Annotated in this window: 26 protein-coding genes; 18 read left to right on the forward strand and 8 right to left on the reverse strand. The window is 70.8% G+C overall.

What is annotated here, in order from left to right:
• Positions 1-62: 62 nt before the first annotated feature.
• Both AB0I15_RS17750 and AB0I15_RS17755 read right to left on the reverse strand, forming a co-directional pair.
• Entirely contained in the window at positions 63-719 is a 657-nt protein-coding gene (locus AB0I15_RS17750) for a response regulator transcription factor (protein ID WP_358095986.1), read from the reverse strand.
• Positions 716-1,843, reverse strand: a complete 1,128-nt coding sequence (locus AB0I15_RS17755; protein WP_358095989.1) for a histidine kinase — start codon at positions 1,841-1,843, stop codon at positions 716-718. Before AB0I15_RS17755 ends, AB0I15_RS17750 begins: the two co-directional genes overlap by 4 nt.
• A 134-nt stretch (positions 1,844-1,977) precedes the next feature.
• Here AB0I15_RS17755 and AB0I15_RS17760 point away from each other — a divergent pair, with 134 nt between their 5' ends.
• The 9 genes from AB0I15_RS17760 to AB0I15_RS17800 all read left to right on the forward strand — a co-directional run bounded on the left by AB0I15_RS17760 (position 1,978) and on the right by AB0I15_RS17800 (position 9,162).
• Positions 1,978-3,141: an acetoin utilization protein AcuC gene (locus tag AB0I15_RS17760; RefSeq protein WP_358095992.1), complete on the forward strand. Its 1,164-nt coding sequence runs from the start codon at positions 1,978-1,980 to the stop codon at positions 3,139-3,141.
• Between the two features lie 14 nt (positions 3,142-3,155).
• On the forward strand, positions 3,156-3,938 hold the full coding sequence (locus tag AB0I15_RS17765) for a phosphatase (RefSeq protein WP_358095994.1): 783 nt from the start codon (positions 3,156-3,158) through the stop codon (positions 3,936-3,938).
• 312 nt (positions 3,939-4,250) lie between these two features.
• Complete coding sequence (locus AB0I15_RS17770; RefSeq protein WP_026214222.1) at positions 4,251-4,454, forward strand: helix-turn-helix domain-containing protein; 204 nt, start codon at positions 4,251-4,253, stop codon at positions 4,452-4,454.
• 176 nt (positions 4,455-4,630) lie between these two features.
• Positions 4,631-4,729: an AURKAIP1/COX24 domain-containing protein gene (locus tag AB0I15_RS17775; RefSeq protein ID WP_018654693.1), complete on the forward strand. Its 99-nt coding sequence runs from the start codon at positions 4,631-4,633 to the stop codon at positions 4,727-4,729.
• Between the two features lie 22 nt (positions 4,730-4,751).
• On the forward strand, positions 4,752-5,747 hold the full coding sequence (locus AB0I15_RS17780) for an NAD-dependent epimerase/dehydratase family protein (RefSeq protein WP_358095997.1): 996 nt from the start codon (positions 4,752-4,754) through the stop codon (positions 5,745-5,747).
• The gene (locus AB0I15_RS17785; protein ID WP_358096000.1) at positions 5,744-6,652 is read left to right on the forward strand and encodes a lysophospholipid acyltransferase family protein; all 909 of its coding nucleotides are present in this window, start codon (positions 5,744-5,746) and stop codon (positions 6,650-6,652) included. Before AB0I15_RS17780 ends, AB0I15_RS17785 begins: the two co-directional genes overlap by 4 nt.
• Positions 6,653-6,719: 67 nt before the next feature.
• Complete coding sequence (locus AB0I15_RS17790) at positions 6,720-7,514, forward strand: SDR family oxidoreductase (protein WP_358096003.1); 795 nt, start codon at positions 6,720-6,722, stop codon at positions 7,512-7,514.
• Positions 7,515-7,573: 59 nt separating this feature from the next.
• Complete coding sequence (locus AB0I15_RS17795) at positions 7,574-8,152, forward strand: RNA polymerase sigma factor (protein WP_358096006.1); 579 nt, start codon at positions 7,574-7,576, stop codon at positions 8,150-8,152.
• 2 nt (positions 8,153-8,154) lie between these two features.
• The gene (locus tag AB0I15_RS17800; RefSeq protein WP_358096009.1) at positions 8,155-9,162 is read left to right on the forward strand and encodes an LCP family protein; all 1,008 of its coding nucleotides are present in this window, start codon (positions 8,155-8,157) and stop codon (positions 9,160-9,162) included.
• 42 nt (positions 9,163-9,204) lie between these two features.
• On the opposite strand, the gene AB0I15_RS17805 is transcribed toward AB0I15_RS17800, so the two are convergent.
• The 3 genes from AB0I15_RS17805 to AB0I15_RS17815 are packed head-to-tail and all read right to left on the reverse strand — an operon-like array spanning position 9,205 to position 11,350.
• On the reverse strand, positions 9,205-10,059 hold the full coding sequence (locus AB0I15_RS17805; protein WP_358096011.1) for an HAD-IB family hydrolase: 855 nt from the start codon (positions 10,057-10,059) through the stop codon (positions 9,205-9,207).
• A 40-nt stretch (positions 10,060-10,099) separates the two neighbouring features.
• The gene (locus AB0I15_RS17810) at positions 10,100-10,726 is read right to left on the reverse strand and encodes a DUF5667 domain-containing protein (protein ID WP_358096014.1); all 627 of its coding nucleotides are present in this window, start codon (positions 10,724-10,726) and stop codon (positions 10,100-10,102) included.
• A gap of 60 nt (positions 10,727-10,786) precedes the next feature.
• Positions 10,787-11,350, reverse strand: a complete 564-nt coding sequence (locus AB0I15_RS17815; protein ID WP_358096017.1) for a sigma-70 family RNA polymerase sigma factor — start codon at positions 11,348-11,350, stop codon at positions 10,787-10,789.
• A 253-nt stretch (positions 11,351-11,603) separates the two neighbouring features.
• On the opposite strand from AB0I15_RS17815, the gene AB0I15_RS17820 reads away from it, so the two are divergent.
• On the forward strand, positions 11,604-13,109 hold the full coding sequence (locus AB0I15_RS17820) for an antibiotic biosynthesis monooxygenase (RefSeq protein ID WP_358096020.1): 1,506 nt from the start codon (positions 11,604-11,606) through the stop codon (positions 13,107-13,109).
• On the opposite strand, the gene AB0I15_RS17825 is transcribed toward AB0I15_RS17820, so the two are convergent.
• Entirely contained in the window at positions 13,099-13,335 is a 237-nt protein-coding gene (locus AB0I15_RS17825; RefSeq protein ID WP_358096023.1) for a glutaredoxin family protein, read from the reverse strand. The genes AB0I15_RS17820 and AB0I15_RS17825 overlap by 11 nt on opposite strands.
• A gap of 114 nt (positions 13,336-13,449) precedes the next feature.
• On the opposite strand from AB0I15_RS17825, the gene AB0I15_RS17830 reads away from it, so the two are divergent.
• From AB0I15_RS17830 to hemL, 7 genes are all read left to right on the forward strand, one after another.
• Entirely contained in the window at positions 13,450-14,127 is a 678-nt protein-coding gene (locus AB0I15_RS17830; protein WP_358096026.1) for a redox-sensing transcriptional repressor Rex, read from the forward strand.
• The gene (locus AB0I15_RS17835; protein WP_358096029.1) at positions 14,124-15,380 is read left to right on the forward strand and encodes a glutamyl-tRNA reductase; all 1,257 of its coding nucleotides are present in this window, start codon (positions 14,124-14,126) and stop codon (positions 15,378-15,380) included. The genes AB0I15_RS17830 and AB0I15_RS17835 overlap by 4 nt, the downstream gene beginning before the upstream one ends.
• Positions 15,380-16,291, forward strand: coding sequence for a hydroxymethylbilane synthase (hemC, locus tag AB0I15_RS17840; RefSeq protein WP_358096032.1), 912 nt, complete (start codon positions 15,380-15,382; stop codon positions 16,289-16,291). The genes AB0I15_RS17835 and hemC overlap by 1 nt, the downstream gene beginning before the upstream one ends.
• Complete coding sequence (locus AB0I15_RS17845; RefSeq protein WP_358096035.1) at positions 16,288-17,832, forward strand: bifunctional uroporphyrinogen-III C-methyltransferase/uroporphyrinogen-III synthase; 1,545 nt, start codon at positions 16,288-16,290, stop codon at positions 17,830-17,832. The genes hemC and AB0I15_RS17845 overlap by 4 nt, the downstream gene beginning before the upstream one ends.
• On the forward strand, positions 17,829-18,812 hold the full coding sequence (gene hemB, locus AB0I15_RS17850; RefSeq protein WP_358096038.1) for a porphobilinogen synthase: 984 nt from the start codon (positions 17,829-17,831) through the stop codon (positions 18,810-18,812). The genes AB0I15_RS17845 and hemB overlap by 4 nt, the downstream gene beginning before the upstream one ends.
• A 146-nt stretch (positions 18,813-18,958) precedes the next feature.
• Positions 18,959-19,588 (forward strand): bifunctional DNA primase/polymerase, encoded by a 630-nt coding sequence (locus tag AB0I15_RS17855; RefSeq protein ID WP_358096041.1) that lies wholly within the window; start codon positions 18,959-18,961, stop codon positions 19,586-19,588.
• A 57-nt stretch (positions 19,589-19,645) separates the two neighbouring features.
• Positions 19,646-20,935, forward strand: a complete 1,290-nt coding sequence (gene hemL, locus AB0I15_RS17860) for a glutamate-1-semialdehyde 2,1-aminomutase (RefSeq protein ID WP_358096044.1) — start codon at positions 19,646-19,648, stop codon at positions 20,933-20,935.
• On the opposite strand, the gene AB0I15_RS17865 is transcribed toward hemL, so the two are convergent.
• Complete coding sequence (locus tag AB0I15_RS17865) at positions 20,932-21,792, reverse strand: EamA family transporter (protein ID WP_358096047.1); 861 nt, start codon at positions 21,790-21,792, stop codon at positions 20,932-20,934. The two genes, hemL and AB0I15_RS17865, sit on opposite strands and share 4 nt — an antisense overlap.
• Positions 21,793-21,976: 184 nt before the next feature.
• Here AB0I15_RS17865 and AB0I15_RS17870 point away from each other — a divergent pair, with 184 nt between their 5' ends.
• Positions 21,977-22,897 (forward strand): LysR family transcriptional regulator, encoded by a 921-nt coding sequence (locus tag AB0I15_RS17870; RefSeq protein WP_358096050.1) that lies wholly within the window; start codon positions 21,977-21,979, stop codon positions 22,895-22,897.
• A gap of 21 nt (positions 22,898-22,918) precedes the next feature.
• On the opposite strand, the gene AB0I15_RS17875 is transcribed toward AB0I15_RS17870, so the two are convergent.
• Positions 22,919-23,764, reverse strand: coding sequence for an EamA family transporter (locus AB0I15_RS17875; RefSeq protein ID WP_358096052.1), 846 nt, complete (start codon positions 23,762-23,764; stop codon positions 22,919-22,921).
• Positions 23,765-23,839 lie beyond the last annotated feature (75 nt).

The raw sequence follows: 23,839 nt of genomic DNA on the forward strand, positions 1-23,839 counted from the left end.
CCGGCCCGCGGTTTCTTCCTGCTGGGGAACCGTTTCCGGCGAGGGGCGGTAGGACCCTGGTCCTACTCTCCTGGGTGGATCAGGGCCGCCTCGTAGGCGACGATCACGGCCTGCGCCCGGTCCCTGGCGCCGATCTTGGCGAACAGGCTCGTCACGTGGTTCTTCACGGTGGAGGGGGAGACCGACAGCTCGGTGGCGATCTCCGGGTTGGACCTGCCGCGGGCGATCAGCACGAGGATCTCCCGCTCCCGGTCCGTGAGCCCGGTCAGCGCGGCGGGCGCCTGGCGCGGGCGGGTCCCGGCTCGTACGAACGTGCCGATCAGGCGGGTCAGCAGGCGCGGCGCGACGGCCGCGTCGCCGCGGTGCACCACGCGTACGCCCTCGATCAGCTCCTCGGGGGAGACGTCCTTGGGCAGGAACCCGTCCGCGCCCGCCCGCAGCGCCGCCACCACGTTCTCGTCCAGGTCGAACGTGCTCAGCGCGAGCACCCGCACCTCCGGCAGCTCGGCGGTGATCCGCTCGGTCGCGCCCACCCCGTCGAGGCCCGGCATGTGCAGGTCCATCAGCACCACGTCGGGCCGCAGCCGCCGGCTCAGGTCCACCGCCTCGTCGCCGTCGGCCGCCTCGCCGACCACCTTCATGTCGGGCTGCACGTCGAGCATCAGCTTGAAGCCCGTGCGCACCAGCTTGTGGTCGTCGGCGAGGAGAATCCTGATCATGCCTTCTCCAGGGGGATGCGGGCGTGGACGCGGAAGCCGCCTTCCGGGCGCGGGCCGGTGGAGAGCCGGCCGCCGCACAGCGCGACCCGCTCGGCCATCCCGCCGAGCCCGAATCCGGGCGTCCCCGTCTGTTTCGTCAGGCCATTGTCGATCACCTCGACCTCCACGGCGGCCGGTTCGTAGGCCAGCCGCACGCTGGCCCTGGCGCTGGCCGCGTGTTTGCGCGTGTTGGTGAGCGCCTCCTGCACGATGCGGTAGACGGCGTGGTTCACGGCGGTGGGCAGCTCGACGGGCTCACCCGTCACCGTCAGGCTGGTGGGCAGCCCCGCGGACCTGGCCTCCTTGATGAGCGCGGGCAGCCGCTCCGCGCCCACGCCGGTCGCGGCGTCGGGCCCCTCGTTGCCGTCGGCCCTGAGCACGTCGAGCAGGCGGCGCATCTCCGACATGGCCTGCCTGGCGGTCTGCTCGGCGCTCTCCAGCGCGCTCCTCGTGACGTCCTGCTCCGGCTGGAGGGTGGCCCGAGCGCCGCCGACCAGCGCGTTGATCACGGTGATGTGGTGCGCCACCACGTCGTGCAGCTCCCGCGCGATGCGCCGCCGCTCGGCGCGGACCGCGGCGTCGGTGGCGTCGCGCCTGCTGCGCTCGGCCAGCTCGCTCCTGAGGCGGAAGAGCTGGCCCACGCCGACCGTGACACCGATGAAGATCAGGCCCGAGACCCAGGCGAACGGGCCCTCCATGGTCAGCCGCATGGTGGTGGCGTAGACGACGGCGACGGCCGCCGTGGTGATCGCGGTCGTGCGGCCGGCGGTGTAGCGGCCCACGCTGTAGAGGGCGATCACCATGGGCACGTTGGTGGACTGGACGAGCCCCGTCGCCAGGCCCAAGACGTCGAGGGCCGTCACCAGCGCGACCGTAAGGACCGGGCGGGTGCGCCGCGTCAGCAGGCACACGAGGCCCGCCAGGTAGTGTGCCGCGCCGACCGTCGTCTCCGGGTGGCCCGAGAGGTACACGGCGATCCCGCCGACGAGTGCGGGGAAGGCGAGCACGATCAGCAGCGTCCGGTCGAAGACCTTGGGACGCCGGAAGAATCGCGCGAGTCTGAGAAGGGCTGGCCCCGGGCGCACGCTGAAACCCTAAGTCAAGAAATGTCGGTATTGCCGGTAGGTTTTCCGTCTTGCTTGCCTCCCTGAACCCGGGCTACAACGAGGGGTCCGCGCTGCGGTAACGTCGGCGCAGGCGAGGCAGTGAAGGGGTTGGCATGAGCCGGTCGGCACGGGTGATCTGGGACGACGCTCTCACCTCCTACAATTTCGGCCCGAGCCATCCACTGGCGCCCGTGCGTGTGGAGCTCACGATGGCGCTCGCCCGCGAGCTCGGCGTCCTCGACAAGGTGGAGATCGCGGCCTGCGCGCCCGCGACCGACGACGAGCTGGCCATGGTCCACAAGCGCGACTACATCGAGGCCGTCAAACGCGTGTCGGCCAGCGGGCGGCCCGATCTCGGCGCGGGGCTCGGCACGGTGGACAACCCCGCGTTCAGCGGCGTCCACGAGGCCTCCGCGCTCATCGCCGGCGCCTCGCTGGCCGCCGCCCGCTCGGTGTGGGAGGGCTCGGCCGAGCACGCGCTCAACGTCGCGGGCGGGCTGCACCACGCGATGCCCGCCACGGCCAGCGGGTTCTGCGTCTACAACGATCCGGCGCTGGCCATCGCGTGGCTGCTCGAGCAGGGCGTGGGGCGCGTCGCGTACGTGGACGTGGACGTCCACCACGGCGACGGCGTGCAGGCGATGTTCTACGACGACCCCAGGGTCCTGACGATCAGCCTGCACGAGAGCCCGCGCACGCTGTTCCCGGGCACGGGCTTCCCCGAGGAGACCGGCGCCGACGGCTCGGCCGTCAACGTCGCCCTCCCGGCCGGCTGCGGCGACGCGGGCTGGCTGCGGGCCTTCCACGCGGTCGTGCCGCCGCTGCTGCGCGAGTTCGGGCCGGAGATCCTGGTGACCCAGCACGGCTGCGACAGCCACGCGCTCGACCCCCTGGCCAACCTGATGCTCAGCCTCGACGGCCAGCGGGCCGCCTACGCCGCCCTGCACCGCCTGGCCCACCAGACGGCCGGCGGCCGGTGGATCGCGACCGGCGGGGGCGGCTACGAGCTGGTCCAGGTGGTGCCGCGGGCGTGGACCCACCTCATCGCCGAGGCGGCGGGCCACCCCGTCGATCCCGCCACGCCGACGCCCGAGGGCTGGCGGCATTTCGTGATGGAGCGCACGGGCGAGACCCCGCCGCTCACCATGACGGACGGCCGCAATCCGGAATTTCAGGACTTGTCCGGTGGTTATGACCCAGCGGACCCCATTGACCGTGCGGTCATGGCGACCCGGCACGCGGTGTTCCCCCTGCACGGCCTCGATCCGATGCCCTAACGAGGAAAGAAGCTGTGCTGAGCCGCGACCAACTCCGAGAGCACCTAGTCCACAGCCGCATCGCCGGCGACGTCGCGACCCCCCGCGAGAACAACCTTGACCACTACAGTTCGCTGGCCAACGGTGACCCGTACTACGCGCTGGGCCTGACGTTCGAGCAGCCGTGGCCCTACCGCGACATCCTGGCGCTGATGGCCAAGTCGGCCGGCGTGGTCTCCGACCCCGGCCACCGCTGGGGCCAGGACACCATCGACCCCGACCTGACGATCGACGCCATCGACGCCATGGCCGAGCGCGTCGCCGGGGTGCTGTCGCGGCCGGAGCCCCGCGTCCTGTTCGCCACCGGGCACCCCACCGGCCTGCTGGCCATCCACCTGCCGCTGGCCGCCCTGTGCGTCGCCCGCGGCGCGCGGCTGCTGACGCCCGCCGAGGGCTGGACCTACGCGGGGACGGGTTTCGGCCGCCCCAGAAGAATCCGCTACCTCCAGGACATCGCCATGCTCGACGACCGCGGCGGCTTCGTGCACACCCACGACGCGGCCCCGATGCGGCACATGCTCGGCGAGCTCGCCGGCGGCCTTCCCGACCTCGTGATCGCCGACCACGGGTGGGCGGGAGCGGCGGGTGAGGCCGGAGTGCCGACGGTGGCGTTCGCCGACAGCAACGACCCCGGGCTCTTCCTCGGGGAGGCGGAAGGCAAAATTGAGGTGGTCGTGCCACTTGATGACAATGTGCTACCGCGCTATTACGCTCCGCTGACCGAGAGACTAGTCACAGAAGTCTCACGCGCCCTTTGAGTTTAATTCGGTCATCCCCATACCGTCTTTTCGCGCCTGCATTCCAAGAGGCTCGCCGCCCCTTTGCCAACTTGTGATGCGGCTCCAGCGACTCTTATGTATGGCAACTTGGACAGTTCCAACGTCCAGGTGAGGTGCTCGGCCCGGCTGCTGGCCAGCGATTTCGTTGGTTCGGCTGACAGGCGGCTCCGGCGACTGAGAAAATAGGGGGTTTGCGCACCCGGAGTCCCGACTTACGCTGACGGCAGTACACGTGCGTGAGCAATGGCACCAGTGGGGATAACCCGGAAACACGTGCGGAAGAGGCGTCCGATGGGTGCAGGCGAAAGACCTCTCAGCGAGGTGAAGTTCCTGACCGTGGCTGAAGTGGCGACGGTCATGAGGGTGTCCAAGATGACCGTGTACCGGCTCGTCCACTCTGGCGAGTTGCCGGCGATCCGAGTCGGCCGATCGTTCAGGGTGCCTGAGCAGGCGGTACACGATTATCTTCGGGAGGCCTACATCGAGGCAGGTTGACGTAGCGACACGCCAGATCGTGTCGTGAGTGCTGTCGCGGGAGAAGCCTGGTCGCCGATGTTTGCGACCGGGCTCTCACCCCCCGAGGGGCGATCTACCGCAGATCGCCGGTAGTCTGTGAGCCGGTGTGCGCTCGCACTCCGGTTCAGACTTGCTATCAGTTACCTGGGGGTCCCGTGGGCTCTGTGATCAAAAAGCGCCGCAAGCGGATGGCTAAGAAGAAGCACCGCAAGCTGCTCAAGAAGACGCGCATCCAGCGGCGTAACAAGAAGTAGACGACGCAGCTGCGAGGCGCTGATGACCCACACCGTGCTCGTCACCGGGGTCTCGCGCCACATAGGCGCCCGGGTGGCGAGCGTTCTGGCGCAAGACCCGGACATCAGCCGTGTCATCGGAGTGGACACCGTGCCGCCCCCCTCGCTCATGCGGGACGGCGGCATCTCTCTCGGCCGGACGGAGTTCGTCCGGGTGGATCTGCGCAGCCCCGACATCGCCCAGGTGATCGCGGCCGCGGACATCGACACCGTTGTGCACATGAGCCTCGTCAGCGCTCCCTCAAGGAGCGGGGGCAGGGTCGCCATGAAAGAGCACAACGTCATCGGCACCATGCAGCTGCTCGGCGCCTGCCAACGGTCGGCGACCGTGCGGCGCGTGGTGGTGCGCTCCACCACCGCCGTCTACGGCTCCTCGCCGCGGGATCCCGCGGTGTTCACCGAGGATCTGGAGCCGCACGAGGGCCCCAGCCACGGCTACGCCAAAGACGCGGCCGAGGTCGAGGGCTACGTGCGGGGTTTCGCCCGGCGTCGTCCCGACGTGACGGTGTCGCTGCTGCGCTTCGCCAACTTCATGGGTCCGGGCGTCGACTCGCCGCTGACTCGTTACTTCACCCAGCCGGTGCTGCCGAGCGTGCTCGGCTTCGACCCGCGGCTGCAGTTCGTCCATGAGGACGACGCGGTCGAGGTGCTGCGCCGGATGGCGACCGAAGATCACCCCGGCACGTTCAACGTGGCCGGGGCAGGCGTGTTGCTGCTGTCGCAGTGCGCCAGGAGGGCGGGGCGGCCGTCGCTGCCGCTGCTCTCGCCCGCCTTCAAGGTGCTGGGCAACGCCGTACGCAGGGTGGGGCTGGTCGAATACTCGCCCGAGCAGCTCAGGCTGATGAGCCATGGCCGTGCGGTCGACACCTCCAGGCTGGAGGCCACGCTCGGCTGGAAGCCCAAGTTCACCACCGGCGCGGCCTTCGACGACTTCCTGCGCTCTCACGGCCTGCGGCCGCTCGGAGGTATGCGAACGTGACCGCTCCCCACGAGGACGACGACGCGCGGGTGATCCCGATCAGCGCGGCGCCGTCGTTCGAGGAGCCGGAGCCCGACCCCGTCGCCCGGCTGCTGGCCTTCGTCCGCCGTCGCGTCACCGGCGACTACGAGGTCGACGAGTTCGGCTACGACGCCGAGCTGACCGACAAGGTCGTGCTCGAGCTGATCCGGCCCCTCTACACCCACTGGTTCCGGGTGGAGGCGCTCGAGCTGAAGAACGTCCCCGGCGACAGCGGCGCGCTGATCGTCGCCAACCACTCGGGCACGCTGCCGATGGACGCGCTGATGCTCCAGGTGGCCACGCACGACGAGGTGGGCCGGCCGCTGCGGCTGCTCGGCGCCGACCTGGTCTACCAGCTTCCGCTGCTCAGCCACCTGTCCCGCAAGACCGGCCACACCCTGGCCTGCCGCGAGGACGCCGACCGGCTGCTGCGCAAGGGCGAGCTCGTCGGGGTGTTCCCCGAGGGCTTCAAGGGCGTGGGCAAGCCGTTCTCCGAGCGCTACAAGCTGCAGCGCTTCGGCCGCGGCGGGTTCGTGGCCTCGGCCATCCGCGCCGGGGTGCCGATCGTGCCCACCGCGATCGTCGGCGCCGAGGAGATCTACCCCAAGATCGGCGACCTGAAGTCCCTGGCCAGGCTGCTGGGCCTGCCCTACCTGCCGATCACGCCGTTCTTCCCGCTGCTCGGGCCGCTCGGCCTGGTGCCGCTGCCGTCGAAGTGGATGATCGAGTTCGGCGAGCCGATCCGCACCGACGACTACGACCCGTCGGCGGCCGACGACCCCATGCTGGTCTTCAACCTCACCGACCACGTGCGCGAGGTCATCCAGCAGCTCCTCAACGAGCTGCGGCTGCGCAGGGGGCACGCCTTCCCGCCGTTCCTCTGACGGGTGCAACCGGCAGAGGGCCCGCGGTGTTCATCCGGTGATTCGATCGAACACCGAAGGGAACCCCATGGATCTGCAGCTTTCCGGCCGCGTCGCCGTCGTCACCGGCGCGACGAAGGGCATCGGCCTGGCCGTCACCCACACGCTGGCCGAGGAGGGCGCCCATGTCGTGGCCGTGTCACGGAGCCGTACGGGCGATCTGCCCGACAAGGTCGTGCACGTGGCCGCCGACCTGATGGACCCCGAGGCGCCCGCGCGCGTGATGGCGCGGGCCGTGGAGGAGTTCGGCGGGGTGGACGTCCTGGTCAACAACGCCGGCGGCCCGCCGCCCGGGGCGACGCTGCCGCGGGCCGGGTTCATGACGCCCGGCGACGCGGACTGGCGCGCGATGTTCGAGTTCAACCTGTTCTCGCCCGTGCGCATGATCCGCGCCGCCGTTCCCCTCCTGCTCGAGCGGGGCGGCGGCGCGATCGTGAACGTCTCCTCGACCCTGGCCAAGCAGCCCGGCGCCATCAACGTGGACTACGGCGCCGCCAAGACGGCCCTGCTCGCCCTCGGCAAGTCCCTGTCCGAGGAGTACGGCCCGCAGGGCATCAGGGTCAACACGGTCACGCCCGGCGCGACGCTCACCGACTGGTGGACCAAGCCGGGCGGCGCCGCCGAGGTCTTCGCGACCTTGGCGGGATCCGATCGGGACAGCGTGATCTCCGAGGTCGCCCCTGCGATGATGAAGCTCGCCACCGGGCGGCTCGTGCGTCCGCAGGAGGTCGCCGACGCGATCGTCCTGCTCGCCTCGCCGCGTTCGGGCAGCACGACCGGCGCCGAGTTCGTGATCGACGGCGGCCAGCTCAAGGAGATCTGAACCCGAACGGCGGGTTGTGGCAAGACATCCGTGACCGATCTCCCACATGAAGGGCGGAGATGATCACGCAACCCGCCATCAGGGGCGCGGACTCGGAGCTCGTGAGCGCCTCCTGGACGGAACCAGAGGCGTTCGCGGAGCTGTTCGACCGCTACTCCGCCATGCTCTACCGGTACGTCTCCAAACGCCTCGGCCCAGAGCCCGCCGAGGACCTCGTCGGAGAGACGTTCCTGGTCGCCTTTTCCCGCAGGCGGAGCTACGACCTGGCCTACCCCGACGCCCGGCCGTGGCTCTTCGGCATCCTCACCAAGCTCATCTCCCGGCACCACCGCAAGGAGGCGGCCCGCTACCGGGCCCTCCTGCGCGCCCCTGTCGACTTCGAGGTGGAGTCGCCCGCCGACCGGGTGGCGGCCGGGGTGACCGCCCAGGCCGCCCGCGCGGAGCTGGCCGGCGCCCTGGCCGCGCTGCCGGCCAAGGACCGTGACGTCCTGCTGCTGATCGCCTGGGGCGATCTCACGTACGAGGAGGTCGCGCGGGCGCTCGGCATCCCCGTCGGCACCGTGCGCTCCCGCCTCAACAGGGGCAGGCGGAAGGTACGTGCCGCTCTCGGCGACAGCAACCCGATGGAGGAGGAGTGACGATGGACGACCTGAGGCTGCTCCGGGACCTTGGCGGGGAGCTCGAGCACGAACCGCCCCTGACGCTCGTACGCCAGCGGGAACGCCTGCTCAGAAGCCGTCCGAGACGCCGGTGGACGGCCTGGTGGACGGCCGGCCTCGTGGCCGCGGCCACCGCCGTCGCCGTCGCGGTGCCCACCGTGATCATCGGTGGGCGCAACGCGGCCGGGCCCGCGGCCGGGGGCGAGTCCGTGGACGTCAGTGGCACCAGGAACGTGCTGGTGATCGGCTCGGACACGCGCCAGGGCGAGGGCAACGCCCAGTATGGGCCGGAATCGGCCAGGCGGAACGCCGGTGCGCGGTCCGACACCATCATCATCGTCCACATGCCCGCGGACCGGGCCAAGGCCACCGCGGTCAGTGTGTCGCGCGACACGATGGTGCGGATCGTGAGCTGCGGGTCCCGTCCGGCCAGGACGGACATGGTCAACGCGGCCTACCAGGACGGCGGGGCCGCGTGCCTGCGCAGGACGCTGGAGAAGCTCACCGGGCTGACCCTGCACCACACGGTCGAGGTGGACTTCGCCGGGTTCAAGGATCTGGTGGACGCGGTCGGGGGCGTCGAGGTCGACCTGCCGGAGCCGGTGGACGACCGGGCCTCGAAGCTGAAGCTGCCCGCGGGCAAGAACGTGCTCGGCGGGGAGGCGGCGCTCGGCTACGCCCGCCTGCGCCGCTACGGTGACGGCTCGGACATCGCCCGCATGAAGCGCCAGCAGCAGGTCGTGATGGCGCTGGTGAAGAAGTCACGGGGGCTGGCCGGCGATCCCGGCAGGCTCAAGTCCTTCCTCGGCGAGGTGAGCGAGTCGGTGAAGACGGATCTCGACCTCGAGTCCATGTACGAACTGGCCAACCAGTTGTCGGACACCAAGCTGAACTTCGTCGCGGTCCCGTGGGTGCCGTACGCGGAGGACAACAACCGGATCCAGTGGAAACAGCCGGAGGCCGGCCGGCTCTTCAAGGCGCTGCGATAGAGCGTCGAGCGGGCCGGCCGGTCAGGGCGCCGCGGCCGGACGTCAGGTCCGGCCGCGGTAGTGCCTGCGCAGGGCGATGCCGGCGGCCACCCCGCCCGCCACCGCGCCCACGCCGGCCGCGATGGGCAGCGCCGTCATCGTGGCCTTGCGCCCCGTGCGGAAGTCCTTGATCGGCCACTCGAGCTTCTTGGCGTGCTCGCGCAGCTCGCTGTCCGGGTTGATGGCCACGGCCTGCCCCACCAGCGACAACATGGGCAGGTCGTTGGCCGAGTCGCTGTAGGCGGTGCACCGGCTGAGGTCGAGGCCCTCTCTTCGCGCGAGCGCGCGCACCGCCTCGGCCTTGGCCGGGCCGTGGAGCAGGTCGCCGACCAGCCGCCCGGTGTAGATGCCGTTGCTGGTCTCGGAGACCGTGCCGAGCGCGCCGGTCAGGCCGAGCCGCTGCGCGATGACCCGGGCCAGCTCGACGGGCGTGGCGGTGACCAGCCAGACCCGCTGGCCGGCGTCCAGGTGGCTCTGCGCGAGCGCCCGGGTGCCGCTCCAGATGCGGTCGGCCATGACCTCGTCGTAGATCTCCTCGCCGAGGCGTACGACGTCGTCGACCTTGGCCCCCGCCACGAACGCCAGCGCCGTCTCCCTGGCCACCGCGATGTGCTCGGGGTTCTCGTTGCCGCGCAGCCTGAACACCGCCTGCCCCACGGCGAACTTGAACAGGTCGGACGTCGTGAACAGGCCGCGCGTGGCCAGCCCCCTGGCGAAGTGGTAGATCGAGGCGCCGCGCATCATCGTGTTGTCCACGTCGAAGAAGGCCGCGGCCTGCGCATCCGGTTTGACCGGTTCGATCGGCGCGACGGTGACCGCCGCCTGCGCCGCGGCCTCGCCGGCGGCCTGGGGCTGCATTTCCTGTCGTCGTCGCATAAGCCGCCACATGGGCTTCAGCTTACTTGGGCTCAACCAGACCCTCGATGTAGTCGAGGTAGCCCTCGGCCTGGGCCAGTTGGGCCTCGTCGAGCTGCTGGAGCATCGGCTTGACGGCCTCTTTCTGATCTTTGGCGAACTTCTTGATCTTCGGCGAGCGGGGCTCGGTGCGTTCGAGCCGGCTGATGCCGGCCCGGGTCGATTCCTCCATGTCCTTCAGCGTCCTGTCGATCAGCGGGCCGTCGATGGAGGAGCCGAGCAGGCTGGCGACCTCCTTGGCCCTGGCCTTGGCCGAGTCGAGCTCGCGCCGGCCGCGTTCGGCGTCGTCCGTGCTGAGGCGGACGAGCGTGGTCTCGGCGGCGCGCTTGAGCGGGTAGAGGGAGTCGCCGGGCACGGCCTGGTAGGTGGCGAAGGACGAGACCATCATCGCGCCCGCCAGCCCCACGGCGGCGAGCTGGGACAGCAGCGGCCGGCGCCGGTGGACGCGCCTGGAGGGGGTCGGCTCCGGCTCCTCGACGAGCGCGCCGGAGAGGAGCTCGGCGCGCAGCCGGTCCTTGAAGGCCTGTTCGGGGGTGCCGCCGAGAGGCAGGCTCTGGAGCTCCGTGAGCTGCTCGAGCACGCGGTCCCGCCGCTGGCGCGCGCTACTCATGGGAGCTCCCTGACACGTTCGGCCGTGACACCTGTCCTAACGAGGGGCGGATGGTGGAGGTTACGCCAGATCGTGCTTGAGCGCCCTGGCCAGCGCTCTGATGGCACGGAACTGCAGCGCTTTGATCGCTCCACTCTTCTTCCCCATGATCAGCGCGGTTTCCGCGAGCGAGAGGCCGTGCAGGAAGCGCAGGACCACGCATTCCTGCTGTTCGGGATTGAGATCTCGGACGGCCCGCAGCACCCGGTCGTTGATGATGGCCGTGACCACCGCGTTCTCAGGGATGTGGGAGCCGTCGAGAGGTACGTCGATCACCTCTCCCGTCGGGATCTCCAGGCGGTAGCGGCCGGACTTGAAGTGGTCGGTCACGAGGTTTCTGGCGATGGTCACGAGCCAGGCCCCGAAGTCGCGGCCCTGCCAGGTGAAGTCACCGATCCGGCGCAGGGCGCGCAGGAAGGTCTCGCTCGTGAGGTCCTCGGCGAGCGGGTGGGAGCCCACCCGGAAATAGATGTAGCGGTAGACCAGGTCCACGTAGCGGTCATAGAGCGTGCCAAAGGATTCCGTGCAGCCGTTCTTGGCATGCAGCACCAGCGCACGGACGTCGTCGGGGACTTCTTCGCGCACGGCAAGCTCGCCCGTCCGGGCAGGTCCAGCGACCGCTGGAGCAAGTAGCCCGGCGAACGGTGACGAGTCAGGCATCCGGTATCCCTAGGGGTAAGGGGTGCGGCGTGCTCGAACACTCTAGAAATCAACCGGAAATTCCACAATCCACAGCTTGCTGGCATGACTTGGCGTAATCGGCAGATACCGTTTGGACCGACCTGTTCCCTCTTCGGCTACCGGCTGGGAGGCATAGTCCGGCAGCATTGGAGTCACCATGGAGATCCTCGTTGCTGTCCTCGCATTCGCCGGTGCGGTCCTGGCCGCAGTCGCCGCCGGTGCCCTGATCCAACGCCTGCGCGACGACCCCGAGGGGTGGCTGGTCGCCTGGACCGTTGCAGTGGCGGCAGTGTGCGTCTCACTGGGTGTGATCGGCGTCGGCTACCTCATGGGGTTCGGCTCCGTCACGTTCCGGATCTACCAGGTGACAGGATCGTTGCTGGCGCCGCTCTGGCTGGCCGTCGGGCTGGTGCAACTGCTGTCGGAGAAGGCGCCGCCCAGGTTCCTGGCGTGGCTGTTCGGCATCGCGCTGACCATCGTGGCCCTCGTGATCATGGTCTGGGATCCGCTGAAGACCGACGACATGGCCAAGGTGCTGCCCACCGCGGCGAAGCACTGGAACCTCGTCCCCGACAAGCTGCTGGTCGGCGTGCACGCCATCGACGTGGTGATCATGCTGGCGATGCTGGTGGTGGCCGGGCTCAAGTGGCGCAACGGCGACGAGTACGACACCGACAACCTGCACGCGACCGCGGTCATCGTCCCCTCGGGGATCGCGCTCGTGGGCGCGATGAGGTTCGCGGTGGCGCCGTTGTTCACCACGGCGCTGCTGGCGGTGGCGGGGGCCGCGGTCTGGTACACCGTGCTGCGGCCGCTGGCGCCGTACGAGGACGACGACGAGGACGACTTCGAGCCGGACCGCGACGAGCGCTCCTCAAGGCGTGACGAGCGCTCTCAGCGCCGCGACGAGCGTGCGCAGCACCGCGAGGAGCGGCCGATGGCCCTCGACGAGCGTCAGATGCCTCCAGGGGGGCCGCACGGCATGCCTCCGGGCATGCCCCAGGGGGAGCGGCCGATGTTCCGCGACGAGGTGCCTCAGCCGGGCCGCAGGGGCATGCCCGAGCCGGTGCCGGCCGCCGACCTGCCGCCCGCGCCGCCGCGCCGGTCCCCGGGGCTGGGCGACCTGGTGGCCGAATACCGGGCGGGCGACCAGGAGATCGACTACGCCGCGCGCATGTCGCCACCGCCCGACGCGGGCCCCTCGACCGGCTACATCATGAACGGCGCCCCGGCCCAGCAGCGCCCCGACTTCGCCGCGCCGGGCACCGGCGCGATCTTCCCCGGCGCGGAGCTGTTCGCCCCCGCGCAGCCGCAGCCCGGGGGCGGCAAGCCCCTGCCCACCATCTACGGCCTGCTCACGGTCTTCACGATCATGGACGGCGCCGGCGACGCGTTCGACCGGCTGGCCGAGGCGACCGTCGAGGCCGTGCGCCGGGGCGAGCCCGACACGCTCGTCTACGCCTGCCACGCGGTGAAGTCGGCACCGCTGCAGCGCATCGTCTACGAGCTCTACCGCGACGAGGTCGCCTACCGCGACCACCAGCGCCAGCCGCACGTGGAGCGGTTCGTCAACGAGCGGCAGTCGATGGTGCTGGCCACCAACGTCATCGAGCTCAACGTCAACGCGGCGAAGGTGGTGCCGCTGCCGACGGTCAACTACTGAGCGCGGCCCTCAGCCTGCTCTCGTCCACCCGCCAGAAGTCGTGCTGCACGCCGTCGATCAGCGTGACCGGGATCATCTCCCAGTATTTCTCCCTGAGCTCGTCGGAGGTCTCGATGCTGACCTCCTCCCACGGCACGCCGAGCTCGCCCGCGACCCTGGAGATGACCTCGCGGGCGTCGTCACACAAGTGACAGCCGGGCTTGCCGAGCAAGGTGATGCGATGCATGACGCAACCGTACCCCGCTGACTTTGTGCATCGGTTCACAAAGGGATTAACCTGAAAGACGGTTCGATTCCGTCACGCGGTCCCCAAGCCGCCCGTTCCCTGGAGCACCGGCACGTGAAGAGCCCGTCCCAGCCCCGTGACCGCGGTATACCCGAGGCGACGGTCGCCAGGCTTCCGTTGTACCTTCGGGCGCTGCACGGGATGGCCGAGCGGGGCATCGCGACCGTCAGCTCTGAGGATCTGGCCGTGGCCGCCGGAGTGAACTCGGCCAAACTGCGCAAAGATCTGTCGCATCTGGGCTCTTATGGCACTCGCGGCGTAGGCTATGACGTCGAGTACCTCGTCTACCAGATCTCCCGCGAACTCGGGCTGACTCAGGACTGGGCGGTCGCGATCGTCGGAGTCGGCAACCTCGGCCGCGCGCTCGCCAACTACGGCGGTTTCGTCTCCCGGGGCTTCCGGGTCGCGGCGCTCGTGGACGCGGACCCCGAAGTCGTGGGCGACAGCATCGCGGGGTTGAATGTGGAGCACATCGACGGGCTGGAAGCCGTGATCACGCGGCGTGGAGTTTCGATCGTGGTTCTGGCGACACCGGCGGCAGCGGCGCAGGAAGTGTGCGATCGTGTGGTCGCCGTGGGCGTAACCAGCATCCTGAACTTCGCCCCAGTCGTGCTTTCCGTGCCGGACAGTGTCGATGTCCGTAAAGTCGACCTATCAATCGAACTGCAGATTCTCGCGTTCCACGAGCAACGCAAGGCTGGGGGGCCACTCATGGCGGTGGACAGTCAATGAGTGTTCTGGCTATCGGACTCAGCCACCGGACCGCACCGGTGGCGCTGCTCGAGCGCGTCTCGATGACGGGTGACGCGCTCGTCAAGCTCCTGCACGACGTGCAGGACGACCCCTGCGTCGCGGAGGCCATGGTGGTCTCGACCTGCAACCGGGTCGAGGTCTACGTCACGGTCGACCGTTTCCACGCCGCCGTCACGGCGATCAGCGGCCTGCTGGGCGTCCACTCGGGCGTCCCGGTCGAGGAGCTGGCGCCGCACTTCTACGTGCACTACGAGGAGCGCGCGGTCGAGCACCTGTTCTCCGTGGTGTGCGGCCTCGACTCCATGGTCGTCGGCGAGGGCCAGATCCTCGGCCAGGTCCGCCAGGCCCTCAAGCTGGCGCAGCGCCAGGGCACCGTGGGCGCCACCCTCAACGAGCTGGTCCAGCAGGCGCTGCGGGTCGGCAAGCGGGCGCACCACGACACCGGCATCGACCAGGCCGGCGCCTCCCTCGTCTCCGCCGGCCTCGGCCTCGCGGGCGACCTGGCCGGGCGGCGCGCCCTGGTGATCGGCGCGGGCTCCATGAGCTCGCTGGCCGCCGTCACGCTGGCGCGCTCCGGGGTCACCGACATCGTCGTGGCCAACCGCACCTACGAGCGGGGCGCCCGGCTGGCCGAGTCCGTCGGCGGGCGGGCGGTGGAGTTCTCCGACGTGGCCGCCGAGCTGGCCGCGGCCGACATCGTCATCACCTGCACCGGCGCGGGCCGCCACATCGTCACGCCCGGCATGCTGACCGGGCCGGCGTTCCTGCTGGACCTGGCGCTGCCGCACGACATCGACCCCGCCGTGCGCGCCGTCCCCGGCGTCACGCTGGTCGACCTGGAGACGATCCAGGAATCAGGCATCGGCTCGCGCGAGGGCGACGCCGTCCAGTCCGTACGCACCCTCGTCAAGGAAGAGCTGCGGGCCTTCCTCGACGCCGAGCGGGCGGCCAAGGTCACCCCGACCGTGGTCGCGCTGCGCAGCAAGGCGGCGAGCGTGGTCGAGTCGGAGCTGGGGCGCCTGCTGATGCGCGTGCCCGACCTTGACGAACGCGCGAAGGACGAGGTCGCGATGACCGTGCGGCGGGTCGTTGACAAACTGCTGCACGAGCCGACTGTGCGTGTCAAGCAGCTCGCCACCTGCCCAGGAGGCGATCATTATGCGGAAGCCCTGCGTGAGTTGTTCAACCTGGATCCGAAGATGCCCGAGGCCGTGAGGGAGGTGGAGCTGTGATGTCCGGCACTCTACGTCTGGGCACCCGCCGCAGTCTCATGGCGACCACGCAGTCCGGAATGGTGGCCGACGCCTACACCGAGCGCACCGGGCGCGGGGTGGAGCTGGTCGGCGTCACGACGTTCGGCGACGTGACCAAGGCGCACCTGGCGCAGCTCGGCGGCACCGGCGTGTTCGTCAGCGCGCTGCGCGACAAGCTGATCGAGGACGAGATCGACTTCGCCGTCCACTCGCTCAAGGACCTGCCGACCAAGCAGGACCCGCGCTTCACGCTGGCCGCGATCCCCGCCCGGCACGACCACCGCGACGCGCTGGTCGGCGCGCACAAGTTCGCCGACCTCGCGACCGGCGCCAGGGTCGGCACCGGCTCGCCGCGCCGGGTCGCCATGCTCAACGCGCTGCGCCCCGACCTGGAATACGTGCCGATCCGCGGCAACGCCGACACGCGCATCGGCAAGGTCACCTCGGGCGAGCTCGACGCGGTCGTGCTGGCCGCGGCCGGCCTGACCCGCATCGGCCGCAGCGGCGAGATCTCCCAGATCTTCGAGGTCGAGGAGCTGCTGCCGGCCCCCGGCCAGGGCGCGCTGGCCGTCGAGTGCCTCTCCGAGCGCACCGACCTGATCGAGTTCCTGAGCGTGCTCGACGACCCGTCCACGCGCTCCGCGGTGATCGCCGAGCGTGCCGTACTGAACGCCCTCGAGGCCGGGTGCTCCGCTCCGGTGGGTGCTTTCGCGGCCGATGACGGGCAAACTCTGAACCTGACCGCCGTGGTCGTCTCCATCGACGGCCGCGAATCGGTCCGCAAGTCCGCCGCCGGCTCTCCTTCGGAGGCAGCTAACCTGGGCCGCCTCCTCGCGGCCGAGATGATCGCCGAAGGGGCCGACAGATTGATGGGGGAGCATTCCCATTGAGCTCCGATAGTCCGACCTCCGGTTTCGTCGCGTTCGTGGGCGCGGGTCCCGGCGATCCCAACCTGCTCACGCTCCGCGCCGCCGAACTGCTCGCCAAAGCCGACGCGGTGGTGCTCGACGCCGAAACACAAGCCCCGTTGCTGCGCCACTGCCGTGAAGGCGTCGAGGTCGTCGAGGGCGACTTCGTCCGGCGCGCCGCCCGGGGGCAGCTCGTGGTCCGCCTGTGCGAGGGCGACCCGATGCTGTTCTCCTCGATCACCGAGGAGGTCGCGGCCTGCGTCGCGGCGGAGGTGGACTTCGAGATCGTGCCCGGCGTGCCGCCCGCGACCGCGGTGCTGACCTACGCCGGCATCCCGGCGGCCACGGCCGTGCCCGAGTTCAGGGTCGTCGACGCCGCCCAGGAGCAAGACTGGGCCTCCCACGCCGCCAGCCGCGGCACGCTGGTCGTCTACAACGGCATCGGCGACGCCGTGGCCATCGGCAAGGCCCTCGTCGCCGGCGGCAAACCCGACACCACGCCCGTCGCGGTCAGCAGCGCCGGCACCACCACCGAGCAGTACACCGTCGTGTCCTCGCTCGGCCGTCTCCAGGCCGACCTCAAGCACGCCGGGATCACCGAGCCGGCGCTGATCGTGGTCGGCGAGGCCGTGGGGCTGCGCGACAAGCTGTCGTGGTTCGAGACCAAGCCGCTGTTCGGGTGGCGGGTGCTGGTGCCCCGTACGAAAGAGCAGTCGCGCAGCCTGTCCGACCAGCTCGTCGCCTACGGCGCGGTGCCCGAGGAGGTGCCGACCATCTCGGTCGAGCCGCCCCGCACCCCGCAGCAGATGGACCGCGCGATCAAGGGCCTGGTCACGGGCCGCTACGAGTGGGTGGCCTTCACCAGCTCCAACGCGGTCAAGGCCGTACGCGAGAAGTTCGAGGAATACGGCCTCGACGCCCGTGCCTTCGCCGGGCTCAAGGTGGCCGCCGTGGGCGACGCCACCGCGCGGGCTCTGGTGGAGTTCGGGGTCAAGCCCGACCTGCTGCCCTCCGGCGAGCAGTCGTCCGAGGGGCTGGTGGCCGAGTGGCCGCCCTACGACTCGATGCTCGACCCGATCAACCGGGTGCTGCTGCCCAGAGCCGACATCTCCACCGACACGCTCGTCGCCGGGCTCACCGAGCTGGGTTGGGAGTGCGACGACGTCACCGCGTACCGGACCGTGCGGGCCGCCCCGCCGCCCGCGCCCATCCGCGAGGCCATCAAGGGCGGCGGCTTCGACGCCGTGCTCTTCACGTCCTCGTCCACCGTGCGCAACCTCGTGGGCATCGCGGGCAAGCCGCACAACGTCACCGTGATCGCGGTCATCGGGCCGCAGACGGCCAAGACGGCCGAGGAGTTCGGGCTCCGGGTCGACGTCATGGCCGACAAACCGTCAGCCTCCGCCCTGGCCGCCGCGGTGGCCGAGTACGGAGCCAAGCAGCGCCAGGCGGCCGTGGCCGCGGGTGACACCCCGCGCAGGCCCTCGCAGAACCGCCGTGGCGCCAGGAGGAGAGCCAAGTGAGCGCCCAATACCCCGTCGCCCGCCCCCGGCGGCTGCGGCGCAGCCCGGCCCTGCGTCGCATGGTGTCGGGCACCCGGCTGCACCCGGCCGACCTGATCCTGCCCATGTTCGTCAAGGAGGGCATCACCGAGCCGCAGCCCGTGGCCTCGATGCCCGGCGTGGTGCAGCACACCCGCGACTCCCTGCGCAAGGCCGCCCACGAGGCCGCGGAGGCCGGCGTGGGCGGGCTCATCCTGTTCGGCATCCCCCAGGTGAAGGACGCGCGCGGCTCGGCCGCCGACGACCCCGACGGCATCCTGCAGAAGGCCCTGCGCGACGTGAACGCCGAGGTCGGCGACGCCATCGTGGTGATGGCCGACACCTGCCTCGACGAGTTCACCGACAACGGGCACTGCGGGATCCTGACCCCGTCCGGTGACGTCGACAACGACGCCACGCTGGAGCGGTACGCCTCGGTCGCGGTGGCCCAGGCCGAGGCCGGGTCGCAGATGGTGGCACCGAGCGGGATGATGGACGGCCAGGTGGGCGCGATCCGCGCGGCACTCGACGCCGCCGGTCACGCGAACGTGCCGATCCTCGCCTACTCCGTCAAATACGCCTCGGCCTTCTACGGCCCGTTCCGCGAGGCCGCCGAGTGCGCGCCGCAGTTCGGCGACCGCGGCTCCCACCAGCAGGACCCCGCCGGGCCGCTGGGGGAGGCGCTGCGCGAGGTGCGGCTCGACCTGGCGGAGGGCGCCGACGCGGTCATGGTCAAGCCCGCGCTGGCCTATCTCGACGTGATCACGCGCGTCCGCGATGAGGTGGACGTGCCGGTGGCCGCCTACCAGGTCAGCGGCGAATACGCCATGATCGAGGCCGCCGCGGCCAACGGCTGGGTCGACCGAGACCGGATGATCATGGAGTCCCTGGTCGCGATCAAGCGGGCCGGAGCGGATCTGATCTTGACGTACTGGGCCACGGAAGTGGCACGCGGGCTGTAACCAAGGGGTTTCCCGTCAAGTCCTGGGGCCTGTGCGTTAGAGTGCCATAACAAGTGCTGGTGTGTCCCGCGGGTGCGTAGGCGCAGATTCCGCTGACGCCCGGAGCCGGGACCACCTCAGGCACTTGGACTCGACGGGAGACACCAATGGTGGGGGTACCACTGGTTCGGCGTACCAAAAAACGGTCGCGGCCGACTCGGATCGGCACTGTGCTCGAATACGCCGCCTTGGGCTGGCCCGTGGTGCCGGGTGCCTATCCACTTCGTCACGGGTCGCGCGCCTGCTCCTGTGACCGCCTCGGCTGTCCGGACCCGGGCGCGCATCCGCTCTCGCCCGCCTGGCACGTGCAGGCCACGACGGACGCCGCCCTGCTCACGCGCTGGTGGCAGGCAGAGCCCGAGGCCAACGTCATCCTGCCCACGGGGCGCGTGTTCGACGTCTTCGACGTACCGCTCGCCACCGGCCTGTCGGCCCTCACCCGGATCGACAGGGCCGAAGCCCACTCAGGCCCGGTCGCCGCCAACGGCGACCGGGTTCTGTTTTATGTGGCCACGCGGGGCAATCCGGAGGACGAGGACGAGTGGTGGTCGTGCCAGCTCGACTGCGACCCGGCCACGATCGACGACACACCGGGGCTGCGCTGGCACTGCCGCGACAGCTACGTCCTCGCGCCGCCCTCGGCCCTCCCGACGGGTCAGCCCGTCACCTGGCTCCGCCCTCCGGACGGGCGTCCGCTGCCCGACCCGCTGCGCGTCCTGGAGTGGCTGGCGGACTGAGCGTCCCGCTCCAGGTGCCGTACGAGACCGGCGTGGTGCGCGGATAACCTGGAGCGCGTGAGCCGTACACAGAACTCCGACGCCCTGTTCGCCCGTGCCCGCGAGATCGTGCCCGGAGGCGTCAACTCTCCGGTGCGCGCGTTCGGCGCGGTGGGCGGCACGCCGCGCTTCATGGCCGCCGGGCAGGGCCCCTACATCACCGACGTCGACGGCAACCGCTACGTCGACCTGGTCTGCTCCTGGGGCCCGATGATCCTCGGGCACCGCCACCCCGCCGTCGTCGAGGCCGTCTCCGAGGCCGTGGCCGGCGGGTTCTCCTACGGCACCGCCACCCAGGGCGAGGTCGAGCTGGCCGAGGAGATCGTCGCCAGGGTCGCCCCCGTCGAGAAGGTGCGCCTGGTCAGCTCGGGCACCGAGGCGACGATGAGCGCGGTGCGGCTGGCCCGCGGGTTCACCGGGCGGTCCAAGGTGATCAAGTTCGCCGGGTGCTACCACGGGCACGTCGACGCGCTGCTGGCCGCGGCGGGGTCCGGGGTGGTGACGTTCGGGCTGCCCGACACGCCCGGTGTGACGGGGGCGTCGGCGGCGGACACGATCGTGCTGCCGTACAACGCGATCGAGGCCGTCGAGCAGGCCTTCACGACGGCCGACATCGCGTGCGTGATCACCGAGGCGTGCCCGGCCAACATGGGCGTCGTCCCGCCCGGCGACGGCTTCAACGCGCGCCTGCGCGAGCTGTGCACGGCCAACGGGGCGCTGCTGATCGTCGACGAGGTGCTGACGGGCTTCCGCGTCTCGCCCTCCGGCTGGTACGGCCTCGACCCCGTGCGGGCCGACCTGATGACGTTCGGCAAGGTCATGGGCGGCGGCCTGCCGGCGGCGGCGTTCGGCGGCCGGGCCGACGTGATGGCCTGCCTGGCGCCGGAGGGGCCGGTCTACCAGGCGGGCACGCTGTCGGGTAACCCGCTCGCGTGCGCGGCCGGGCTGGCCACGCTGCGGGCGCTCGACGCCGGGGCCTACGCGCGGGTCGACGCCGCCGCTCTGACGGTCGGCCGGGCCGCCTCCGAGGCGCTGGCGGCGGCGGGGGTGCCGCATCGGCTGCAGCGGGCGGGCAGCCTGTTCTCGATCTTCTTCACCGACGCCGAGGTGACGAACTTCGAGACGGCCAAGACCCAGAACACGGCCGCGTTCACCGCGTTCTTCCACGCGATGCTCGACCAGGGCGTCTATCTGCCGCCGTCGGCCTACGAGGCGTGGTTCCTGTCGGCCTCGCACGACGACGAGGCTCTCGGCCGTGTCGCCGACGCCCTTCCGGCCGCGGCGAAGGCGGCCGCGGCGGTCCTCTAACCGGTCGCGACGAGCGCGCGGCGGGGCTTGGTGCCGGCGTAGAGAACGCCGGAGACGATGAGCGCCGCCGCCAGAAGTTTCGGCCAGGACAGCGGCTCGCCGGTGACGAGGGCGGCCGACGACATGCCGAAGACCGGCACGAGCAGCGTGTACGGCGCCACGGTCGAGGCGTCGTAGCGGCGCAGCAGCCAGCCCCAGACGCCGAAGCCGCCGAGCGTGGAGATGAAGGCCACGTACACGAGCGACAGCCAGCCCTCAGGCGGCGAGCTCAGCACGGGGGGGCCCTCCAGCACCAGCGACATGAGCAGGAGTGGGGGCGCCGAGAAGGCGCTGACCCAGACCATGAAACGCAGGGAGTCGGGCGGGGCGGCGCGGCGCTGGACGACGTTGCCCAGGCCCCAGGCGGCCGCGGCGGCCACGCACAGGGCGAAGGCCCCCAGCGGGCCCGACACGCCGAAGTCGAACGCGACCAGGGCCAGGCCGCCGAACGCGACGGTCAGTCCGAGCACACGCCGGGCGGTGAGCCGCTCCCCGAGCAGCGTCACCGCGAAGAGCACGGTGAACAGTGCCTGCATCTGCAGGACGAGAGAGGTCAGCCCGGCCGGCATGCCCGCTCGCATACCGACGAGCAGCAGACCGAACTGGCCCACTCCGATGGTGGCCGCCACCCCCGCGACCCAGCGCCATGGGACTCCCGGCCGGCCCGCGAAGAGCAGGGCGGGGAACGCGGCCATGGCGAACCTGACTCCCGCGTACAGCAGGGGCGGGAAGTGGCGCAGGCCCACCTGCATGACCACGAAGTTGAAGCCCCAGACGGCCGCGAGGCCGACGGCGAGGGCGAGGTGACGGGGGCTCACTCAGCGAGCGGGCTTCTGGTAGCGGATGCGCTGGTCGCGGGCCTGCTCGGCAAGCACCTTGAGGTACGACACGGAGCCGGAGCGCTGCTTGTTCGTCTTCAGGATTCTCATGCATCTATTTTCATCTGCTACACATTCAATGACAAGCGAGACTTTCTACGCTAAACCGTTTAGGCTGGCTTACATGTTGGACTTGAACCGGCTCAAGGCTCTTCACGCCGTGCACGTCTACGGGTCGGTCGGTGCGGCGGCCGACGCGCTCATGGTCACCCCGTCGGCCGTCTCCCAGCAGATCGCCAAGCTGGAGCGCGAGACCGGCGCCCGGCTCATGGAGCGCAACGGGCGCGGCGTGCGCCTGACGGACGCGGCCGGCCTGCTCGCCGATCACGCCGAACGCATCCTCGCCCTGGTCGAGACCGCCGAGGCGGACTTCGAGGCGCTGCGCGGCGAGGTCGTCGGCCGGCTGAACGTCGCCGCCTTCCCCACCGCCGTCCGCGGCCTCATGCCGGGGGCCCTCGCCGCGCTCAAGGAGCGTCACCCCGACCTGTGGGTGCAGCTCAACGAGCGCGAGCCCGAGCGCGTGGTGCGCGAGGTGGCCAGGGGAGAGCTGGACCTCGGCGTGATCCAGGACTGGCTGAACCGGCCGATGGCGCTGCCCGACGGCCTGTCCAAGGCCACGCTGCTCGACGACATCGCCGACGTGGCCGTGCCCGCCGGTCATCCGCTGGCCGGCGGCAAGGAACTGGAGCTGGCCGCGCTGCACGGCGAGCGGTGGATCAGCTCCACGCCCGGCACGGTCTGCCACGACTGGCTGGTCTTCACGCTGCGCAGCGCCTCGCTGGAGCCGGTGATCGCCTGCATGGCCGACGAATACCCGACCCAGCTCGCCCTGGTGGCGGCCGGGCTGGGCTGCGCGATCGTGCCGCGGCTCGGCCGGGACTGCGTGCCCGACGGGGTGAGCCTCGTACCGATCCGGCCGCGCCAGACGCGGCGCATCTACGCGGTCTGGCGCACGGACGCGGCCCGCCGCCCCGCGATCAGGGCCGCGGTGGAGGCACTGGCCGAATCGAGCAGGAAACAGGAGAACGCCTGGGCGGTCACCTAAGGGCCCCGTCCGCTCAGCCCGTCAGCTCAGGGCGATCGCCACGACGCCGCCCAGGATCACGGCCGCCGCCAGGAGGCGGCGCCGCAGGTCGCCCTCCGCCAGCAGGCGCCCGCCGAGCACCACCGCGATCAGCACGCTGATCTCGCGCGCCGGCGCCACCACGCTGACCGGTGCCATCGTGAACGCGACCAGCACCAGCAGGTACGACAGGAAGATCAGGACGGCCGCCCCCACCACCCGGTACCGATGCTCCCGCCAGACCGGCGCCACCAGGCGCCGCCGCGTCCCCAGCACGAAGGGCGTGAGCACGAGGGCGCGGCCGGTGTCCGTCAGGTAGTTGAGCACCACGGGCGCCACGGCGAACGCGCTCACCACCTGCGAGTCCCAGACCGTGTAGCCGGCGATGAACAGCCCCACCACCAGCCCGGGGCCCACCCCCCGAAGCCCTCCGCTGCCCATCAGGAACACCCCGATCCCGACCAGCGCGATCCCCGCGACACCCGCGGGCGACGGGCGCTCGTCCAGGAACAGCACCGCCACCAGGCTGGCCAGCACCGGCCCCGTGCCGCGCGCCACGGGGTAGACGACGGACAGGTCGCCCTTGCCGTAGCCGCGCTGGAGCAGCACGAAGTAGCCGAGGTGCAGGGCCGTGCTGCCGCCGATCACGGCGAGGTCCCGCCACGTGACGGCAGTGCCCGTGACCAGGAGGAACCCGGCGAACAGCGGGCTCCAGAGCACGGTCGAGGCGACGGCGGCCAGCCAGACGAAGACGAGTCCGTCGGCCTGCGAGGCCCGCTTGCTCAGCAGGTTCCAGCCGGCGTGGGCGACCGCGGCGACGAGGATGAGGGCGAGTGCCCATGGACTCACTCGGCGGCTCCTTCCGAAGCCCCGACTTTACCTTCGCCGGATCCGGCACGGCCGTGTGGCCCGGCCGACCGGATA

The sequence above is a fragment of the Nonomuraea sp. NPDC050643 genome (assembly GCF_040654715.1).
In the GTDB taxonomy this organism is placed as follows: Bacteria; Actinomycetota; Actinomycetes; order Streptosporangiales; family Streptosporangiaceae; genus Nonomuraea.